The sequence below is a fragment of the Streptomyces sp. NPDC045955 genome (assembly GCF_056430805.1).
Map to the genome: position 1 here is coordinate 482,862 of NZ_JBWKKY010000002.1, position 18,117 is coordinate 500,978.

Here is an 18,117-nt window from a genome sequence, read left to right on the forward strand (position 1 = left end):
GACGAACCGCAGTCGAGCCGTGACGTAACGTCGCAGCGTGATCGAGCCGCACGCGCCCGCCCCGCCCGGTTCCCCGCAGCCCTGGAGCGCCCCCGGCGGCCCCGGCGGCCCGGCGCGGCTGCCCGTCCGGCCCGGCACCGGACGGTTCCTGGTCCTCGCGGGCGTGTTCGTCTGTGCGGCCTGCGGGTTGGTGTATGAACTGCAACTCGTGGCCCTGGCCTCCTACTTGATGGGCGACTCGGTCACCCAGGCGTCCGTCGTGCTGTCCGTCATGGTCTTCGCGATGGGCATCGGCTCCCTCGCCGCGAAGCGGCTGCGCGGGCTCGCCGCCGCGGGCTTCGGCGCGGTCGAGGCGACCCTCGCCCTCGTCGGCGGATGCAGCGCGATGGCCCTGTACGCGGTCTTCGCCTGGACCGGCGACTGGGGCGGGCTGTGGGCCAGCGGACCGCGCTGCCTCCTGGTCGCCTTCTCCCTGGCCACCGGCCTGCTCATCGGCGCCGAGGTCCCGCTGCTGATGGAGCTGATCCAGCGCATCCGCCGCCAGGACGCGGGCGGCGCGGTGGCCGACCTGTTCGCCGCGGACTACGTCGGTGCGCTCGTCGGCGGACTCGCCTTTCCCTTCCTCCTGCTGCCGTTCATCGGCCAGCTGACCGGCGCGCTGCTCACCGGCGCCGTCAACGCGCTCATCGGGGGCGCTCTGGTGCTCGGCCTGTTCCGCCGGGACCTGACCCGGCGCGCCCGCTGGCTGCTGCTGGCCGCCAACGTGTTCGTGCTGGCGGTCCTCGCCTCGGCCGCCGTCCTCGTCGACGACTTCGAACGGGCCGCGCGACAGGCGGTGTACGGCGGGGACGTACGCGCGGCGCTCCAGACCGGCGTGCAGGAGGTGGTCCTCGCGGGCGGTACGGACGGCCGGCCCCTCGGCCTGTTCCTCGACGGCCGGCTCCGGGTCAGCGGGCGCGACGAACTGCGCTACCACGAGGCCCTCGTCCACCCGGCCATGACCGGGCCGCACGCGCGCGTGCTGGTCCTCGGCGGCGGTGACGGGCTGGCGGCGCGCGAGGTGCTGCGGCATCCCGGGGTGGAACGGGTCGACGTCGTCGAGCTCGACGGGGAGGTGCTGCGGCTGGCCCGCACCGACCCGGCCCTGTCGGCACTGAACAAGCACGCGTTCGGCGACCCGCGCGTGCGCGTGACCACACAGGACGCCTTCGGCTGGCTGCGCGGAGCGTCCCCGCGGGCGTACGACGTGGTCCTGTCGGATCTGCCGGACCCGGGCCTCACGGCCAGTACGAAGCTGTACTCGCAGGAGTTCTACGGCCTCGCGCGGCGGGTGCTCGCCCCCGGCGGCCGGCTCGTGGTGCACGCCGGGCCCGTCGTGTCCAGCCCGCGGGTGTTCTGGACGGTGGAGGCGACCGTGCGCGCGGCCGGTTTCCGTACCGCCCCGTACCGCACGGGAGGCCGCCACTCCGGTTTCGCCGCCGGCCCCGACCGCACCCGCGCCGACCGCTCCCGGGCGCCCCGGGACTGGGGATTCGTCCTGGCCGCCCGTACGGAGCCGCGACCGCGGCTCGACCCGGACGGCCCGCGCCCGTACGTCCTCGACGACGCGTCCCTCGCGGCGGGGGAGCGGGCGGCGCGGGCCACGCGGATCGCGGGGCTGCCCGCGTCGACGCTGGTGCATCCGCGCTACTGAGCGGGCCGGGGCGGCCTGGTGAGGGCGGATGAGGCGGGACGAGGGCGCGGAGGATACGCCTGGCGGGGGGCGGATCAGGGGGGAATCCCGAAGGCGGGGGTGCGATTCGGCGCGTGCTGGGTAGAGTCCGTCCACATGGAGCACGAGGTGTTCGTTCCGGTTCCGGCCGAGCGGCTCAGGGAGGTGCTGGACGACCCCGCGCTGGTCGCCCGGGCGGTCCCGGGGCTCCAGCAGGACGCCGGCGCCGAGCCCGTCGCGGGGCGGCTGAAGATCAGGGTCGGCAGCCACTCGGTCACGTACCGGGGTGCCGTACGGGTGTCCCGGGGGGACGACGGGGCGTACGCCGTCGAGGGCGACGCCACGGAGGCCCGTGGCACCGGCTCGGTGAAACTCGCGCTGCGGATCGTCCTGCGGGACGCCGAGGGCGGCACGACGGTCGTCTTCGACGGTACGGCCGCCGCGGACGGACGGATCAAGGACCTCCCGTCCGACGCGGTCGAGGGCGCCGTCACCCGCCTGCTGAACCGTTTCGCGGAACACCTGGCCGGGGCAGCCCCGGACACGACGGCGCCCCTGGCCACCCAGGACTTCGAGCCCCGCGCCACGACCGACTACGAAACGACCCCGGACGCGGACGACGCGCCCCCACCCCCTCCGGCGGGGGCCGAGAGGCGTGCGACGGCGGAGTCCGACGAGGAGGCCGGGGCATCGGGGCCTGCGGACGAGCCCCCGCCCCCCGAGCCCCCCACCGTCTTCGGCGCCGATGTTCCGCCGTCTTCTTTCGGGTCCTCCAGCGAGGACGACGCGGGCGACGAGGACGACGACATCGCCGAGGCGGCGCATGCGCGGCGGACGATGATCGGACGCAGTGCCGAGGAGGTCGATCACGCGCCGCCGCGCGGGCGGTACGCGCCGGTGCCCGCGCCGCAGACCGTGATGCCCTCCGCCCCGCTGCGCTGGGCGGCCCCCGCGGCGGCGCTCGCGCTGGCGTCGGCCGTCGTGGCGGTCCGGGCCCTGCGCCGACGCCGCTGAAAACGCCCCGCACCGCACGAGGCCCTCTTGATCACCCCAGTAGGGTCGTCCCGTGAGTGACGAAGACATCACGCTGACCGCGGGCGACGCGGAGGTGACCGTGCAGCCGGGCAACGGCGGCCGGATCGGAGGGCTGCGGATCGGCGGCGTGGAGCTGCTCCGTCAGGGGCAGCGGTTCGGCTGCTTCCCGATGGTGCCCTGGTGCGGACGGATCCGGGACGGGCGCTTCCTGGACGGCGCCGTCGTACGGCAGATGCCCCTCAACGCCCCGCCGCACGCCATTCACGGCACCGCCCGTGACGGCGCCTGGCGCACCGCCCGCACGAGCACGGCCGAGGCCGTCCTCACCTACGAACTCGTCGACCCCTGGCCCCACCCGGGCCGCGTCACCCAGGTCGTCGCCCTGGCCGAGGACGCGCTGACGCTGACCATGTCCGTGGAGACGTACGAGTCGTCGTTCCCGGCGCAGATCGGCTGGCACCCGTGGTTCAACCGGAACCTCGGCGGCGAGGACGTGACGCTCGCCTTCGACCCGGCGTGGCAGGAGGAGCGCGGCGACGACCACCTGCCCACCGGCAACCGCGTCGAGCCGAAGCCCCGCCCCTGGGACGACTGCTTCGGGATGCCCGGCGGCGTCGACGTGACCCTCACCTGGCCCGGTCAGCTGGAGCTGAAGGTGGCCAGCCGCCAGGAGTGGGTGGTCGTCTACGACGAGCAGGAGGCCGCCGTGTGCGTGGAGCCGCAGACCGGGCCGCCCAACGGGCTCAACACCGCGCCGCGCCTGGTCACGCCCCTGGAGCCGCTGGAGGCCACCACGACCTGGAGCTGGCGCCGCCTCTAAGCTGGGCGGCATGACGGATGTACGTGGTGCGCTGCTGCAGCAGATCAAGGACAAGGCCGTGGTGCACGGCAAGGTGACCCTGTCGTCGGGTCTGGAGGCCGACTACTACGTCGACCTGCGGCGCGTCACCCTCGACGGGGAGGCCGCGCCGCTGGTCGGGCAGGTGCTGCTCGACCTGACCGCCGACCTGGAGTTCGACGCGGTGGGCGGCCTCACCATGGGCGCCGACCCGGTGGCCGCCGCGATGCTGCACGCCGCCGCCGCGCGAGGCAAGCGCCTGGACGCCTTCGTCGTACGGAAGGCCGCCAAGGCGCACGGTCTGCAGCGGCGCGTCGAGGGGCCGGACATCGCGGGCCGCCGTGTGCTGGTCGTCGAGGACACCTCCACCACCGGCGGCTCCCCGCTCACCGCCGTCGAGGCGGTGCGCGAGGCCGGGGCCGAGGTCGTCGCCGTCGCGACCATCGTCGACCGGGCGACCGGCGCCGCGGAGAAGATCCAGGAGGGCGCCGGGGTGCCGTACCTCTTCGCCTTCTCGAAGGACGAGCTGGGCCTCGACTGACCAGGGCGTGGACGGTGGCCTGGACCTTCCGGCCAAGTCTGGAAAGATGGGGCCGACGATGACGTCGCACCCCAAGGTCTAGGTCAGGGCCGACAACGCAGTACGCCAACCCGCAGATACAAGGAGCGGACGCATGCCCATCGCAACTCCCGAGGTCTACAACGAGATGCTGGACCGGGCGAAGGCAGGAAAGTTCGCCTACCCGGCCATCAACGTGACCTCCACCCAGACCCTGCACGCGGCACTGCGCGGTTTCGCCGAGGCGGAGAGCGACGGCATCGTCCAGATCTCCACGGGCGGGGCCGAGTTCCTGGGCGGCCAGTACAGCAAGGACATGGTGACCGGCGCGGTCGCCCTGGCCGAGTTCGCGCACATCGTCGCCGAGAAGTACCCGGTGAACATCGCGCTGCACACGGACCACTGCCCGAAGGACAAGCTCGACGGGTACGTACGTCCGCTGCTGGCGCTGTCCAAGAAGCGCGTCGAGGCCGGCCTGAACCCGCTGTTCCAGTCGCACATGTGGGACGGCTCCGCCGAGACCCTCGCCGACAACCTCTCCATCGCGCAGGAGCTGCTGGAGCAGGCCCGCGCGGCGAAGATCATCCTCGAGGTGGAGATCACCCCGACCGGTGGCGAGGAGGACGGCGTCTCCCACGAGATCAACGACTCCCTCTACACCACGGTCGACGACGCGATCCGCACCGCCGAGGCCCTGGGCCTGGGCGAGAAGGGCCGCTACCTGCTGGCCGCGTCCTTCGGCAACGTGCACGGCGTGTACAAGCCGGGCAACGTCGTCCTCCGTCCCGACCTGCTGAAGGAGCTGAACGAGGGCGTCGCCGCGAAGTTCGGCAAGGCCTCCCCGTTCGACTTCGTCTTCCACGGCGGCTCGGGCTCCTCGGAGGAGGAGATCCGCACCGCGCTGGAGAACGGCGTGGTCAAGATGAACATCGACACGGACACGCAGTACGCCTTCACGCGCCCGGTCGCGGACCACATGTTCCGCAACTACGACGGTGTCCTGAAGGTCGACGGCGAGGTCGGCTCCAAGAAGACCTACGACCCGCGCACCTGGGGCAAGCTGGCCGAGGCGTCCATGTCCCAGCGTGTCGTCGAGGCCTGCGGTCACCTCCGTTCGACCGGCACCAAGATCAAGTAAGTCCGTCCCGGACCACGCGTTCGAGCCCGGCACCTCCCCTGGTGCCGGGCTCCTCCGTATGCTCCCTGCATGCCCGATGTGCGGCTCGCCTCGCCCCAGGGCCGGTGGATCCTGCTCACCACCGTCCTCGGCTCCAGCATGGCCCTGCTGGACTCGACCGTGGTCAACATCGCGCTGCCCCGCATCGGCCGTGACCTCGACGCGGACCTGGCGGCCCTGCAGTGGACCGTCAACGCGTACATGGTCACGCTGGCCGGGCTGATCCTGCTGGGCGGGGCGCTGGGCGACCGGTTCGGGCGCCGGAGGGTGTTCGTCGTCGGTGTGGTGTGGTTCGCGGTGGCGTCCCTGTTGTGCGGGATCGCGCCGAACGCCGGGGCGCTGATCGCCGCGCGCGCCCTGCAAGGGGTGGGCGGTGCCCTGCTCACCCCGGGGTCGCTGGCGCTGATCCAGGCGTCCTTCCACCCCGACGACCGGGGCCGCGCGGTGGGTCTGTGGTCCGGCTTCGGCGGGATCGGCGCGGCGGTCGGGCCCTTCGTCGGCGGCTGGCTGGTGGACGGGCCGGGCTGGCGGTGGGTGTTCCTGCTGAACGTTCCGCTGGCCCTGCTGTGTGTGCCGGTCGCCTTGCGGCACGTGCCCGAGTCGGGTGGGGGCACCGCCCGCTCGAGCGAAGCCGAGAGTGGGGGACAGCGGGTGCACGGGCGGTTCGACGTGCTCGGTGCCGTGCTGGGGGCGCTGGCGCTCGCGCTGGTGACCTATGCGCTGATCGAGGCCGGTGGGGGCGGTGCGGTGGTGGTGGTCTCGGTGGTGGCCGGGCTGGCCGCGGCCGTCGCGTTCGTGGTCGTCGAGCGGCGCCGGCCCGATCCGATGATGCCGACCGACATCTTCGCGTCCCGGCAGTTCACGGCCGTCAACCTGGTCACGCTGTGCGTGTACGCGGCCCTCGGCGGGTTCTTCTTCCTCGCCGCGCTCCAGCTCCAGGTGGTGGTGGGTTACTCGGCCCTCGCGGCCGGTACGGCGCTGCTGCCCACGACCGTGCTGATGCTGCTGCTGTCCGCGCGGTCCGGGGAACTGGCCGACCGGATCGGACCCCGGATCCCGCTGACGGTGGGGCCGCTGCTGTGCGCCGCGGGGATGCTGCTGATGCTGCGGGTCGGACCGGGGGCGTCGTACCTGGCCGATGTGCTGCCGGCGCTGCTGGTGCTCGGGCTGGGCATGGTCACGCTGGTGGCGCCGCTGACGGCGACCGTGCTCGGGTCGGTGGACGTGTCCCGGGCGGGGCTGGCCAGCGGGATCAACAACGCGGCGGCCCGGGCGGCGGGACTGGTGGCGGTGGCGGCGTTGCCCTTGCTGGCGGGGATGGGGGAGGAGGCGTACCGGGAGCCGGGGGCGTTCGACGTCGCCTTCGGGAAGGCGATGGCGTGGTGTGCGGGGGCCTTGGTGGTGGGGGCCGTCATCGCGGCCGCCGTCGTACGGAGGCCGCCGCCGGGCTGCAAGCGGCCGGAGTGTCTGCGGCACGGGGGTGTGACGGCACCGCCGCTGGAGGGGGAGCCGGTGCGGAAGCGGTTGTCGTAGAACTCGGCCGCGGGCAGTCGTCCGCTGGGGCGGCACGGGTGGGCGCGGCGGCACCCCGCTCCGCCGGGCTGCGGACTCACCCGGCCCCAGCGACGACGCCGTGCACCTCGAAGCACGGGATTGGCCACCCCGGCGCTGCGCCGCAGCCGTCCTCATGGCGCAGACTTGACCCCATGTCCATTCACGAGAACCTCCTCGGGGGCCCGCCCCCGACCCACCTCCCCGACGACCCCGGGCCACGGGAAATGCTCGCGTCGGGTACCGCGCCGGTCGACGTCGCCGCCGCGCACCCCACCTCCTCGCTCGCCTGGGCGCAGCTCGCCGACGAGGCGTACGAGCGGGGCGCGACCGTCGAGTCGTACGCGTACGCCCGTACGGGCTACCACCGCGGCCTGGACGCGCTGCGCCGCAACGGCTGGAAGGGCCACGGCCCGGTCCCCTGGGAGCACGAGCCGAACCGCGGCTTCCTGCGCGCTCTGCACGCCCTCGCCCGTGCCGCACAGGCGATCGGCGAGCAGGAGGAGTACGAGCGCTGCTCCCAGTTCCTCAAGGACTCCTCGCCGGAGGCGGCGCAGGTCCTGGGCTGACGGCGGTCCGTGTGCGTGAGGCCCGTCCGCCGAGCGGGCGGGCCTTGCGGTTTCGGGGGACGATTGCGGAGTATGCCCGTGGGGACCGGGGCCCCCGTGCCGGCATCGGCAGGGGCGGACCGCTACCCGGAGTTACAAAGCAGGAGACAGCGATGTCCCACGAGGCTCACGAGCCCGAGACCCCGCATCTCGATTTCCACGGCACGACGCCGTACGAGGACTACGTCAAGGCGGACGTCCTCACCCACCTCCAGCACACCCTCTCGGACGACCCCGGAGAGATGGTCTTCCTGGTCACGACCCAGGTGATGGAGCTGTGGTTCACCGTCATCGTCCACGAGTGGGAGACGGCGGCACACGCGCTGCGCGGCGACGACGTCCCCACCGCGACCGCCGCGCTGAAGAGGTCCGTGCGCGAGCTGGAGGCGCTGAACGCCTCCTGGAAGCCGCTCGGCCAGCTCACGCCGGCCCAGTTCAACTCGTACCGGTCCGCCCTCGGCGAGGGCTCCGGCTTCCAGTCGGCGATGTACCGGCGGATGGAGTTCCTGCTCGGCGACAAGTCCGCGTCCATGCTGGTTCCGCACCGGGGCGCGCCGCGTGTGCACGCCGAGCTGGAGAAGGCGCTGCACGAGCCGAGCCTGTACGACGAGGTGGTGCGGCTGCTGGCGCGGCGTGGGTACGACATCCCGCAGGCCGTGCTGGGGCGTGACGTGTCACAGCGCTACGAGCCGTCGCCGGAGGTGGAGGCCGCCTGGACGGCCGTCTACTCGGGTGACGAGAGCGGCGAACTCGCCCGGCTCGGCGAGGCGTTGACCGATGTCGCCGAGCTGGTGTGGCGCTGGCGCAACGACCACCTCGTCGCCACCCGCCGCGCGATGGGCGCCAAGACCGGTACGGGCGGCTCCGCCGGAGTGGCCTGGCTGGAGAAGCGGGCGCAGAAGCAGGTGTTCCCCGAGCTGTGGACGGCGCGGTCCTATGTCTGAACTCGCGATGCGCGCGGAGAAGCTGGACGCCGCCGACGATCTGCGCGGCAAGCGGGACGGGTTCGTTCTCGACGATGTCGTGTACCTCGACGGCAACTCGCTCGGCGCGCTGCCGGCCGTCGTCCCCGGGCGGGTCGAGGACGTCGTACGCCGCCAGTGGGGCGAGCTGCGCATCCGGTCCTGGGAGGAGAGCGGCTGGTGGACCGCGCCCGAGCGGATCGGTGACCGGATCGCCCCGCTGGTCGGGGCGGCGCCGGGGCAGATCGTGGTGGGCGACTCGACCAGTGTCAATGTCTTCAAGGCACTGGTGGGCGCCGTGCGGATGGCCGGGGAGGGCCGCGACGAGATCCTCGTCGACGCCACGACCTTCCCCACCGACGGGTACATCGCCGAGTCCGCCGCCCGGATGACCGGCTGCACGCTGCGGCCGGTGGCACCGGCGGACGTGCCGGGCGCGCTGGGCGGCCGTACCGCCGCCGTCCTCCTCAACCACGTCGACTACCGCACCGGCCGGCTGCACGACCTGCCGGCGCTCACGGCCACCGTGCACGAGGCGGGCGCCTGCGCCGTCTGGGACCTGTGCCACAGCGCGGGCGCGCTGCCCGTGGGGCTGGACGGGCACGGCGTGGACCTGGCGGTCGGCTGCACCTACAAGTACCTGAACGGCGGCCCGGGTTCACCGGCGTATCTGTACGTGCGCCGGGAGCTTCAGGACCGCTTCGACTCCCCGCTGCCCGGCTGGAACTCCCACGCCGAGCCCTTCGGGATGCGCAGCGGGTACGAGCCGGCCCCCGGCGCCCTGCGCGGCCGGGTGGGCACGCCGGACATCCTCTCCATGCTCGCCCTGGAGGCGGCTCTGGAGGTGTGGGACGGGGTGCCGGTCGAGGCGGTGCGGGCCAAGTCGCTCGCGCTGACGGACTTCTTCCTGGAGTGCGTGGGCGCGTACGTGCCCGAGGGCAGGGTCGAGTGCCTGACGCCGGTGCCGCACACGGAGCGGGGCAGCCAGATCGCCCTGCGCTGCGACGACGCCGGTGACGTGATGAAACGGCTCGTCGAGCGGGGGGTGGTCGGCGACTTCCGGGCGCCGGACGTGCTGCGCTTCGGCTTCACCCCGCTGTACGTGGGCTTCGCCGACGTGGAGCGGGCGGCGCGGGTACTGGCTCAGACGCTGGGGTGAGGTCCCGGGACGAACGGCCCCTGCCGCCGCGGGGGCCGTTCGGTCTTCACCCAGCGTGACATCCCCGTGTCCGCCCACGTCACCTGCCTGATACCGTCCCGGCCAACGGCCGGATCCCCACCTGGTCCGCCATCTACGTTTGATCGCTGAGGGGTTGGAGCATGACGGACGACGTCGCAGCAGCACGGGCCGCCGCGGAAGAGAAGTCGGTGTTCTCGCACGCGCCCGTCGAGCCCGACGTGACCGCCGCCTACGGCGACCACCCCGACCAGATGATCGACTTCTACGCCCCGCGCGCGCAGGGCGGCCCGGGCGGGCCCGCCCCGGTCGTCCTCGTGCTGCACGGCGGTGCCTGGCGGGCGCCCTACGACCGGCGTCACATCAGCCCGTTCGCGGACTTCCTCGCCCGGCGCGGGTTCGCCGTGGCCAGTGCCGAGTACCGGCGCGGTGGCGGTGACGACTCCGTCGCGGGGCGCTGGCCCGACACCTTCGACGACGTCGCGGCCGCGCTGGACGCCCTTCCGGCGCTCGTCCGGGAGCTGCTGCCGCAGGCCGACCCGCGCCGTACGGTCCTCACCGGTCACTCGGCGGGCGGGCACCTCGCGCTGTGGGCCGCGTCCCGGCACGTCCTGCCGGCCGGCTCGCCCTGGCACAGCGACAGCTCGGCGGCCCTGCGCGGTGTGGTCGCGCTCGCCCCGATCGCGGACTTCGCGGTCGCCGACAAGCTCGCCGTGTGCGGCGGTGCCGTACGGCAACTGCTGGGCGGGGACGAGCACTTCGCCGAGCGGCAGCCGTACGCGGACCCGGCGCTGCTGCTGCCCACCGGCATCGCCACCACTCTCGTCCAGGGCCGCACGGACCTCGACGTGCCGCAGGTGGTCGCCGAGTCGTACGCGGACGCGGCGGCGAAGGCCGGGGAGATGGTGGGAGTGACGCTGCTGGAGGACGTGGGGCACTTCCCGCTCATCGACCCGGCGGCGGACGCGTGCGCGGTGGTCGTGGAGGAGATCGCCCAACTGGCGTGGTGAATCGCCCGATTGGCTTGGTGAGCGGCCTCCCGGCGGCCTCCCGGCGGCCTCCCCTAGGTCGTACCCGTAGTACCTGAGAGCCAGGCCGCAGGTGAGCTCCGCGGTGTGACGCGGACGACGGTCCCCGATCCGTAACTTCCCTTCCATGCAGACCCGATGGCCGGGTGCGCGGAGGGGGACGACCATGGGGTTCGCGGCCAGGTACCGCTTTGGTGAAGGCGCTCGGCGCCGCGCCCACCGATGGCGTCGTGCCGCGCTCGCCGCCCTCATCGCGGGTGCGGTGGTGTTCCCTCTCTCCGCGGCGGGACGCCCGGAGATCCCCGCGCCGGCCCCCGCGTCCCTCGCACCGCTCAGCGCGTCGACGCTCGACGAGGCGTACGCGGCCAACCGCGCCAACGCCGCCGAAGCGGCCCGCATGGCCGCCGCCCACCACGACCGGGACCGGGCCGCGACGGACCGTCAGCTGGCCGCCCCGGCCCGGCATCTCCTCCGTTTCGACGGCCGTGGCTCCGGCCGGGTGACGGAGGTCCTGGGCGACCTCGCCCGCGCCGACCGCATCGCCGTCCTGGTCCCCGGCTCCGACACGAGCCTCGACACTTACGGCCGGTTCCACGCGGCCGCCGCCGCCCTGCACGGGCAGCTCGCACGGGAGGCCCCCGCGGGCACGCGCACGGCGGTCGTGGCCTGGCTGGGCTACGAGACGCCGGGCACGGTCAGCGCGACGGTCACGACGACCGGCAGGGCGGAGCAGGCGGCTCCGCAGCTGCGTGCGCTCGTCGCCGACCTGCGGGCCATAGCGGGCGGCGGACCGCGCGTCTCGCTGCTGTGCCACTCGTACGGTTCGGTCGTCTGCGGCCGGGCCGCCGCCGGGCTCGCCGTCGACGACATCGCGCTCGTCGGCAGCCCCGGCACCGGCGCGGACTCCGTGGCCGCCCTGCACACCCGCGCCCGCGTCTGGGCGGCCCGCGGCGGCGACGACTGGGTGGAGAACGTCCCGCACGTCAGCGCGGACCTGTTCGGCACCACCGTCGGCTTCGGCACCGACCCCGTCTCCCCGGCCTTCGGCGCCCGGGTCTTCGCGGCCGGCGACGGCGGCCACAGCGACTACTTCAGCCCCGGCTCGACCTCCCTGACGAACCTGGCCCGGATCGTCCTGGGCGAGACCAAGGCGGTGACCCATGACTGACGTCGAAGTGCGCGAAGTACGCGAAGTGCGCGGAGTGCTCGGAGTGCGAGGTGTCCGGCATGCGGTGCGCCGCGGCGCCGAACGCGTCGGTGCGGCCACCCCGGCCGACCGCGACCGGGCCGTGGACGCCCTGCGCGCCGCCGCGGTCCTCGGTGTCGTCCTCGGGCACTGGCTGGTCACGGCCCTGGTCGCCGACAGCGGCACCCTGCGCACGGCGAGTCCGCTCCAGCACATGCCCTGGCTGACGCCCGTCTCCTGGCTGTTCCAGACGCTCGCCGTGTTCTTCCTGGTCGGCGGCCATGTCGCCACGCGCGGCTATGCCTCGGCCCGGGCCCGCGGCGTCCCCTACCACCGCTGGCTGACGGGCCGTCTGACCCGGTTGTTCAAGCCGGTCGCGGCCGTCCTCAGCCTGTGGACAACGGCCGCGCTCGCCCTGCTGCTGTCGGGCGCCGAGTTCGGTACGGTCCGCACGCTGGTGAAACTGGCCCTGTCCCCGCTGTGGTTCCTCGTGGTGTTCGCGGCCCTGACGGCGGCGACCCCGCTGCTGACCCGGCTCAACCCGCTGTGGCCGCTGGCCGTCGTACTCCATGTGGACCTGCTGCGCTTCGGACTCGGCGGCCCCTCCTGGCTGGGCTGGGTGAACGTGGCCGCGGGCTGGCTGGTGCCCTACACGCTGGGCGCGGCCTGGACCCGGGGCGAGCTGGAGCGCCGCCGCGCGGGCTGGATCCTGGTCGCCGGCGGCGCGGTGGCGACCGCGGGGCTCGTCGCGTGGGCGGGCTATCCGGCGTCGATGGTCGGCGTCCCGGGGGAGGGCATGTCCAACCTGGACCCGCCGACGCTGGCCGTCGTCACCTTCGGGCTGGCCCAGTGCGGTCTCGCCCTGCTGCTGCGCGAGCGGCTGCGGCGGGCGATGCGCCGGCCCGTGGCGTGGGCGGCGGTGGCCCTCGTCAACCTCTCCGCGATGACCGTCTTCCTGTGGCACCAGACGGCCCTGATGGCCACGACGGCCACCGGCCTCCTCGCCGGGCACCTCCCCGGCCTGCACACGGTGCCCGACAGCCTCGGCTGGGTCGGGGCCCGGCTGCTCTGGCTGCCCGTGTTCGCCCTGGCCCTCGCCGCCTGCTGGGCCGCCTTCCGGTCCTTCGAGCAGGGCGCGGGCGGCCGGGGCCGCAGGTCGCGGGTGGTGCGGGCGCACCGGCCGTCCGACCGGGGGGCGGCGGTGAAGGCCCGCCGTGTCTAGGCTGGGCCGCGTGACGGACACGGGGGTGGGCCGCGCGCTGCGGGCGCGCGTCGGGGGCTGGCTGCGGGTGCTGCGCCAGGACCTATGGACCTTCCGGGCGGATCCGCTGCCGCCCCTCGTGTGGTTGCGCTGGTTTCCGCACGGCTTGCTGTGCCTGGTTGCGTTCGGGGTCACCCTCGGCGCGGTGGCGCAGCTCGGCGACAACGGAGGGGTGGGCCCGCAGATCGCCTTCCTGCTCGGGCTGGCGCAGGGCGGTGCCGTGGTGCTCGCGCTGTGGCGCCCCGTCCCGGCGTGGTGGGTCTCGACGGCGGCCATGGTGCTGGGCGCCATCGAGGTGCGTCGCCAACTGCTGGCAGGTGGCGCCCACGACTTCACCTGGCCCTGGACGGCGGCGGGGATCATCGGACACCTGGCGGTGCTGCTGCTGCTCGCCCTGCGCGTGCGTACGCGGGTGTCCGCCGAGGCGCTCGCGCTGACCGTGTTCCTCACCTACGTCGTCCAAGGACTGCTGGGTGCGGCCGACTATCAGCCCACCGGGGTGCTCGCGGTCACCCTGTTCGCCGTCGTCGTGGTCGTCGGCACCGCCCTGCGCGGCCGCCGCGAGGCCCGTGCGCAACTCGTCGAGCAGACCACGCTCACCGCCGAGGAACGCACCCGGCGCACCCTGCTGGAGGAGCGCAGCCGCATCGCGCGGGAGCTGCACGACGTGGTGGCCCACCACATGTCGGTCATCTCCATCCAGGCGCAGGTCGCCCCGCACCTCGTCGAGAACCCGCCCGACGAACTCAAGGAGAACCTCGCGGGCATCCGGCAGAACGCGCTGGAGGCGCTGACCGAGCTGCGCCGGGTGCTGGGCGTGCTGCGCTCGGAGCACCCCGGGCCGGGGCAGCCCGCCGGCCCGGACGGCGACACCGCCGGCCACGCCCCGCAGCCCACGCTCGACCGGCTCGACGCGCTGGTGGAGAACACCCGGGCCGCCGGCCGCGAGGTCATCACCGAGATCAACGGCGAGCGGCGGCCGCTGCCGCCCGGCGTGGAGCTGTCCGCGTACCGGATCGTGCAGGAGGCGTTGAGCAACGTCCTGCGGCACGCGCCCGGCGCGAGAGCCACGGTCCGTCTCACGTATCAGCCGGACGGGCTGGAGGTGGAGGTCGTCAACGGCCGGCCGACCGGACCCGCCCCGCCGTCGACGGGAGCGGGACACGGACTGCTCGGCATGCGGGAGCGGGTCGCGATGCTCGGCGGCACCATGACGGCGCACCCGTGGCACTGGGACGGCTTCAAGGTCACCGCGTTCCTGCCGGACGTCCCGCCCGCCGACGCCCCGGGCACCGCCCGCTCCACCGTCGAAGACACCACCGATCCCCGGGGAGGGACCCCATGACGAGCAGCTCCGGCCGACCCATCCGGGTTCTCATCGTCGACGACCAGGCGATGGTCCGGCAGGGCTTCACCGTGCTGCTCGGCACCCAGCCCGACATAGAGGTCGTCGGCGAGGCGAAGGACGGCGAGGGCGGCGTCGAGAAGGCCGCCGAGACCGCCCCGGACGTCGTCCTCATGGACATCCGCATGCCCGGGATCGGCGGCATCGAGGCCACCGAGCGCATCACGACCGCGAACCCGGACATCAGGGTGCTGGTGCTCACCACCTTCGACCTCGACGAGTACGTGTACGACGCGCTGCGCGCCGGAGCCTCCGGCTTCCTGCTGAAGGACGCCTCGTCGGAGCAGCTCGCCGAGGCGGTCCGGGTGATCGCGGCCGGTGACGCGCTGCTCGCCCCGGTCATCACCCGCAAGCTGATCGCCGAGTTCTCCCGGCTGGACGACCGGCCCCGCGCCCCGCTCAAGGAGCGGATCGGTGACCTGACCGAGCGGGAGACGGAGGTGCTCGCCCTGATCGCGCAGGGCCTGTCGAACGCGGAGATCTCCAAGCACCTGTTCGTCGCCGAGCAGACGGTGAAGACCCATGTGGGCCGGATCCTGGTGAAGCTGGGCCTGAGGGACCGCACGCAGGCGGCGGTGTTCGCGTACGAGTCGGGGCTGGTCCGGCCGGCGGGGTACTGAGGCGGGGCCTCGACGTACCGGACGGGGACCCGGCCCGGCCCCCGTAGTACCTGAGAGGGACGCCCGGGAACCCCTCTCACTGAGGACGACCGCGACCCGGGGGTGCGCCTACCGTTCTGTACGTGACCGAGACGACTCATCCGCAGATCACGCCGCCGGTGGACGAGGCCAAGCCCCGCAGCCCGGAGTACCGGCTGGCCGTGGACGCCCTGCGCGGGCTGCGGCAGGACCTGTTCCACGACGCCTTCGCCTACCGCCTGCTGCCGCGCATGCGCGTCGACGGCCCCCTGACCAGGAGACTGCCCGGCCGTCTGCGGGAGCTCGCGGCCTGGACGCCGCACGCCGTGATCTGCGTGGCAGCCCTGATCGCCCTGTCCATCGCCACGGTCGACCAGGGCATGGCCCTGGTGCTCGGTCTGCTCGCAGCGGTCCCGGTCCTGCTGACCCTGGCCCGGCCGGTCGGCGCGTTCTGGATGTCCATGGCGGCCACCCCGCTCGCCCTCCCGTTCGGCGACCAGTGGGGCGACTGGCCCTGGCTGCCGGGCAGCTTCGCCTGTCACCTGACGGTGCTGACGGTCGTGGCCATCCGCACCAGGCCGCGCACGGCCGCCTGGATGTGGGCGCTGACCGCGGTGTACGGAATCCTCGCGGAGACGCTCTTCGGCTCGGCGGGCCGTTACGGCACCAACACCGGCCCCATGCTGGCCGTCTCCGCGTTCGTCCTCCTCGCCGTCACCGTCTGGCACATCCGCCGCCACGCGGAGCAGGAGGTCACCGCCCAGCAGACGGTCACCGCGCACGAGCGCTCCCGCCGCACGCTGCTGGAGGAGCGCACGACGATCGCCCGCGAACTGCACGACGTGGTCGCCCACCACATGTCGGTGGTCGCCATCCAGGCGGAGGCCGCGCCCTACCGGGTGGAGAACCCGCCGCCGGAGCTGGAGAAGGCCTTCGCCACGATCCGGGAGAACGCGGTGGCGGCCCTGACCGAGCTGCGCCGCGTGCTGGGCGTCGTCCGCGCCGAGGACTACGAGGCCCCGGACGCCCCGCAGCCCACGCTCGCCGACCTGGAGGGGCTGCTGGCCAATGTGCGGGAGGCCGGTCTGGGCGTCGAGAAGGTGGTGACCGGCGCGGTGCGCGAGCTCCCGCAGGGCGTGGAACTGTCGGCGTACCGGATCGTGCAGGAGGCCCTGAGCAACACCCTGCGGCACGCGCCGGGGTCGAGCGCCCGCGTCGAGATCGGGTACGTGCTCGGCGGCCTGGGCCTGCGCATAGTCAACGGCCCGCCGCCGAACCCCAGCCTGATCAAGCCCTCGCCGGGCGCCGGGCACGGCATCACGGGCATGCGGGAGCGCGTGTCGATGCTGAACGGCGAGATGACGGCGGGCGGCACGGACGACGGAGGTTACGAGGTGGCGGTGTTCCTGCCGGTCGCCCTGCCGGACGAGGACGACGCATGACCATTCGCGTGCTGATCGCGGACGACCAGATGATGGTGCGCGAGGGCTTCTCGGTCCTGCTGAACGCGATGCCGGACATCGAGGTCGTCGGCGAGGCGGTGAACGGCCGGGAGGCCGTCGCGAAGGTCCGCGAGCTCGCCCCGGACGTCGTGCTGATGGACATCCGCATGCCCGAGCTGAACGGCATCGAGGCGACCCGCGAGATCGTCGCCGCCGACGGAGCGGCCAAGGTGCTGGTGCTCACCACCTTCGACCTCGACGAGTACGTCTACCAGGCGCTGCGCGCGGGAGCCTCCGGGTTCCTCCTCAAGGACGCCTCGGCCCGGCAGCTCGCCGACGGGGTGCGGGTCGTGGCCGCCGGTGAGGCCCTCCTGGCCCCCTCGGTGACCAGGCGACTGATCACCGAGTTCTCCAAGCTCTCCGAGACCCCGCGGCTGATGCCCTCCGCGCAGGCGGCGTACGGCGACCTCACCGACCGGGAGACGGAGGTGCTGGTCCTCATCGCGCAGGGCCTGTCGAACGCGGAGATCGCCGAGCGGCTGGTGGTCGCCGAGTCGACGATCAAGACGCATGTCAGCCGGATCCTGGTGAAGCTGGGCCTGAGGGACAGGACACAGGCGGCGGTGTTCGCGTACGAGGCGCGACTGGTGACGCCGGGGTGAACGCCCAGGGAGGGCGGCGAGGCAGGAAGACGGAGCACGCCTCGGCGTGATCGGAATTCCACGACCAATGCCGCCTCACCAGCACCACCACTCACATGCGTCTGGCACCACCTCGCCCGCAGAGCGGGCGAAGAGCAAACTGGAACGGAGGGAGGGGTTCACCGCGAACCAGGCGGAGGGAAGCGAGATGACAGAGCAACCCACCACCGGTCACCCGCCGTGGCATCTAGCAGGCGACTGGTTCGATGTGTGCAAGTGCGCGATCCCGTGCCCCTGTACGTTCGCGCAGGCCCCCACCTACGGCGACTGCGAGGGCGTGCTCTCCTGGCACATCAGGGAGGGCACCTTCGGTGACGTGCGGCTCGACGGCCTCAACGTACTGATGCTCGGCTCCTTCGAGGGCAACGTCTGGGCCCGCGAGCACACGGACGCCTACGCCGCGGTCTTCTTCGACGAACGCGCCGACGAACAGCAGCGCGCCGCCCTCCAGGCGATCTTCGGCGGTGAGGCGGGCGGATGGCCCGCGGAGTTCGGCGAGATGTTCGGCCCCGAGATGAGGGGCATGGACTTCGCGCCCATCCGCATCGAGGTCGATGAGGACATGTCCGCCTGGCGCGCGGAAGTCCCCGGAAAGGTGATGGCAACCGCCGAAGCGCTGACCGGCCCGACCACCCCGGAAGGCGCACGGGTGCAGGCGCACAACGCCCCCGGCGCCGAGGTGGGACCCGGCCAGATCGCCACCTTTGGCCGGGCCACCACTGATCGGGCCGACGCCTTCGGCTTCACCTGGGACCGGTCGGGAAAGTCGAGCAAACACTTCCCCTTTGACTGGACCGGCCCCACCTGAGCTGGCTCCGTTTACCCGGTCACCGGGAAA

General features: G+C 73.3%; 17 protein-coding genes. All 17 read left to right on the forward strand.

Annotated features, from left to right (window positions below; translation table 11 throughout):
- Positions 1-37 precede the first annotated feature (37 nt).
- Positions 38-1,693: a polyamine aminopropyltransferase gene (locus tag AC07F0_RS05595; protein WP_478974607.1), complete on the forward strand. Its 1,656-nt coding sequence runs from the start codon at positions 38-40 to the stop codon at positions 1,691-1,693.
- Positions 1,694-1,828: 135 nt separating this feature from the next.
- On the forward strand, positions 1,829-2,725 hold the full coding sequence (locus tag AC07F0_RS05600; protein WP_478974610.1) for an SRPBCC domain-containing protein: 897 nt from the start codon (positions 1,829-1,831) through the stop codon (positions 2,723-2,725).
- A 52-nt stretch (positions 2,726-2,777) separates the two neighbouring features.
- Positions 2,778-3,566, forward strand: coding sequence for an aldose epimerase family protein (locus tag AC07F0_RS05605; RefSeq protein WP_478974613.1), 789 nt, complete (start codon positions 2,778-2,780; stop codon positions 3,564-3,566).
- Positions 3,567-3,576: 10 nt separating this feature from the next.
- Positions 3,577-4,125, forward strand: coding sequence for an orotate phosphoribosyltransferase (pyrE, locus tag AC07F0_RS05610; protein WP_478974615.1), 549 nt, complete (start codon positions 3,577-3,579; stop codon positions 4,123-4,125).
- A 133-nt stretch (positions 4,126-4,258) separates the two neighbouring features.
- The gene (gene fbaA, locus AC07F0_RS05615) at positions 4,259-5,281 is read left to right on the forward strand and encodes a class II fructose-bisphosphate aldolase (RefSeq protein WP_307176552.1); all 1,023 of its coding nucleotides are present in this window, start codon (positions 4,259-4,261) and stop codon (positions 5,279-5,281) included.
- Between the two features lie 69 nt (positions 5,282-5,350).
- A complete protein-coding gene (locus AC07F0_RS05620) occupies positions 5,351-6,853 on the forward strand; it encodes an MFS transporter (RefSeq protein ID WP_478974618.1) in 1,503 nt (500 codons plus the stop codon).
- A 173-nt stretch (positions 6,854-7,026) separates the two neighbouring features.
- Complete coding sequence (locus AC07F0_RS05625; protein ID WP_279544306.1) at positions 7,027-7,440, forward strand: DUF3151 domain-containing protein; 414 nt, start codon at positions 7,027-7,029, stop codon at positions 7,438-7,440.
- A 152-nt stretch (positions 7,441-7,592) separates the two neighbouring features.
- The gene (locus AC07F0_RS05630; RefSeq protein ID WP_478974621.1) at positions 7,593-8,423 is read left to right on the forward strand and encodes a tryptophan 2,3-dioxygenase family protein; all 831 of its coding nucleotides are present in this window, start codon (positions 7,593-7,595) and stop codon (positions 8,421-8,423) included.
- Positions 8,416-9,600 (forward strand): kynureninase, encoded by a 1,185-nt coding sequence (kynU, locus tag AC07F0_RS05635; protein ID WP_478974624.1) that lies wholly within the window; start codon positions 8,416-8,418, stop codon positions 9,598-9,600. Before AC07F0_RS05630 ends, kynU begins: the two co-directional genes overlap by 8 nt.
- Before the next feature lie 161 nt (positions 9,601-9,761).
- A complete protein-coding gene (locus tag AC07F0_RS05640; RefSeq protein WP_478974627.1) occupies positions 9,762-10,628 on the forward strand; it encodes an alpha/beta hydrolase in 867 nt (288 codons plus the stop codon).
- A 184-nt stretch (positions 10,629-10,812) separates the two neighbouring features.
- Positions 10,813-11,814: an alpha/beta hydrolase gene (locus tag AC07F0_RS05645; protein WP_478974986.1), complete on the forward strand. Its 1,002-nt coding sequence runs from the start codon at positions 10,813-10,815 to the stop codon at positions 11,812-11,814.
- Positions 11,807-13,054 carry an acyltransferase family protein gene (locus tag AC07F0_RS05650; RefSeq protein ID WP_478974630.1) on the forward strand — a complete coding sequence of 416 codons (1,248 nt, stop codon included), beginning with the start codon at positions 11,807-11,809 and terminating at the stop codon, positions 13,052-13,054. Before AC07F0_RS05645 ends, AC07F0_RS05650 begins: the two co-directional genes overlap by 8 nt.
- The gene (locus tag AC07F0_RS05655) at positions 13,047-14,438 is read left to right on the forward strand and encodes a sensor histidine kinase (RefSeq protein ID WP_478974633.1); all 1,392 of its coding nucleotides are present in this window, start codon (positions 13,047-13,049) and stop codon (positions 14,436-14,438) included. The genes AC07F0_RS05650 and AC07F0_RS05655 overlap by 8 nt, the downstream gene beginning before the upstream one ends.
- Positions 14,435-15,118, forward strand: a complete 684-nt coding sequence (locus AC07F0_RS05660) for a response regulator (protein ID WP_436730123.1) — start codon at positions 14,435-14,437, stop codon at positions 15,116-15,118. Before AC07F0_RS05655 ends, AC07F0_RS05660 begins: the two co-directional genes overlap by 4 nt.
- Positions 15,119-15,240: 122 nt before the next feature.
- Positions 15,241-16,578, forward strand: coding sequence for a sensor histidine kinase (locus tag AC07F0_RS05665; RefSeq protein ID WP_478974635.1), 1,338 nt, complete (start codon positions 15,241-15,243; stop codon positions 16,576-16,578).
- Complete coding sequence (locus AC07F0_RS05670) at positions 16,575-17,240, forward strand: response regulator (protein WP_020270365.1); 666 nt, start codon at positions 16,575-16,577, stop codon at positions 17,238-17,240. Before AC07F0_RS05665 ends, AC07F0_RS05670 begins: the two co-directional genes overlap by 4 nt.
- A gap of 187 nt (positions 17,241-17,427) precedes the next feature.
- Positions 17,428-18,087 (forward strand): DUF1326 domain-containing protein, encoded by a 660-nt coding sequence (locus tag AC07F0_RS05675; RefSeq protein WP_478974638.1) that lies wholly within the window; start codon positions 17,428-17,430, stop codon positions 18,085-18,087.
- Positions 18,088-18,117 lie beyond the last annotated feature (30 nt).

Bases quoted from the DNA above. Each gene is read 5' to 3' on its own strand.
- AC07F0_RS05675 (WP_478974638.1), top strand. From the start codon at position 17,428: ATGACAGAGCAACCCACCACCGGTCACCCGCCGTGGCATCTAGCAGGC.
- AC07F0_RS05630 (WP_478974621.1), top strand. From the start codon at position 7,593: ATGTCCCACGAGGCTCACGAGCCCGAGACCCCGCATCTCGATTTCCAC.
- AC07F0_RS05600 (WP_478974610.1), top strand. From the start codon at position 1,829: ATGGAGCACGAGGTGTTCGTTCCGGTTCCGGCCGAGCGGCTCAGGGAG.
- AC07F0_RS05670 (WP_020270365.1), top strand. From the start codon at position 16,575: ATGACCATTCGCGTGCTGATCGCGGACGACCAGATGATGGTGCGCGAG.
- pyrE (WP_478974615.1), top strand. From the start codon at position 3,577: ATGACGGATGTACGTGGTGCGCTGCTGCAGCAGATCAAGGACAAGGCC.
- AC07F0_RS05650 (WP_478974630.1), top strand. From the start codon at position 11,807: ATGACTGACGTCGAAGTGCGCGAAGTACGCGAAGTGCGCGGAGTGCTC.
- AC07F0_RS05645 (WP_478974986.1), top strand. From the start codon at position 10,813: ATGGGGTTCGCGGCCAGGTACCGCTTTGGTGAAGGCGCTCGGCGCCGC.
- AC07F0_RS05625 (WP_279544306.1), top strand. From the start codon at position 7,027: ATGTCCATTCACGAGAACCTCCTCGGGGGCCCGCCCCCGACCCACCTC.
- AC07F0_RS05640 (WP_478974627.1), top strand. From the start codon at position 9,762: ATGACGGACGACGTCGCAGCAGCACGGGCCGCCGCGGAAGAGAAGTCG.
- fbaA (WP_307176552.1), top strand. From the start codon at position 4,259: ATGCCCATCGCAACTCCCGAGGTCTACAACGAGATGCTGGACCGGGCG.
- kynU (WP_478974624.1), top strand. From the start codon at position 8,416: ATGTCTGAACTCGCGATGCGCGCGGAGAAGCTGGACGCCGCCGACGAT.
- AC07F0_RS05620 (WP_478974618.1), top strand. From the start codon at position 5,351: ATGCCCGATGTGCGGCTCGCCTCGCCCCAGGGCCGGTGGATCCTGCTC.
- AC07F0_RS05660 (WP_436730123.1), top strand. From the start codon at position 14,435: ATGACGAGCAGCTCCGGCCGACCCATCCGGGTTCTCATCGTCGACGAC.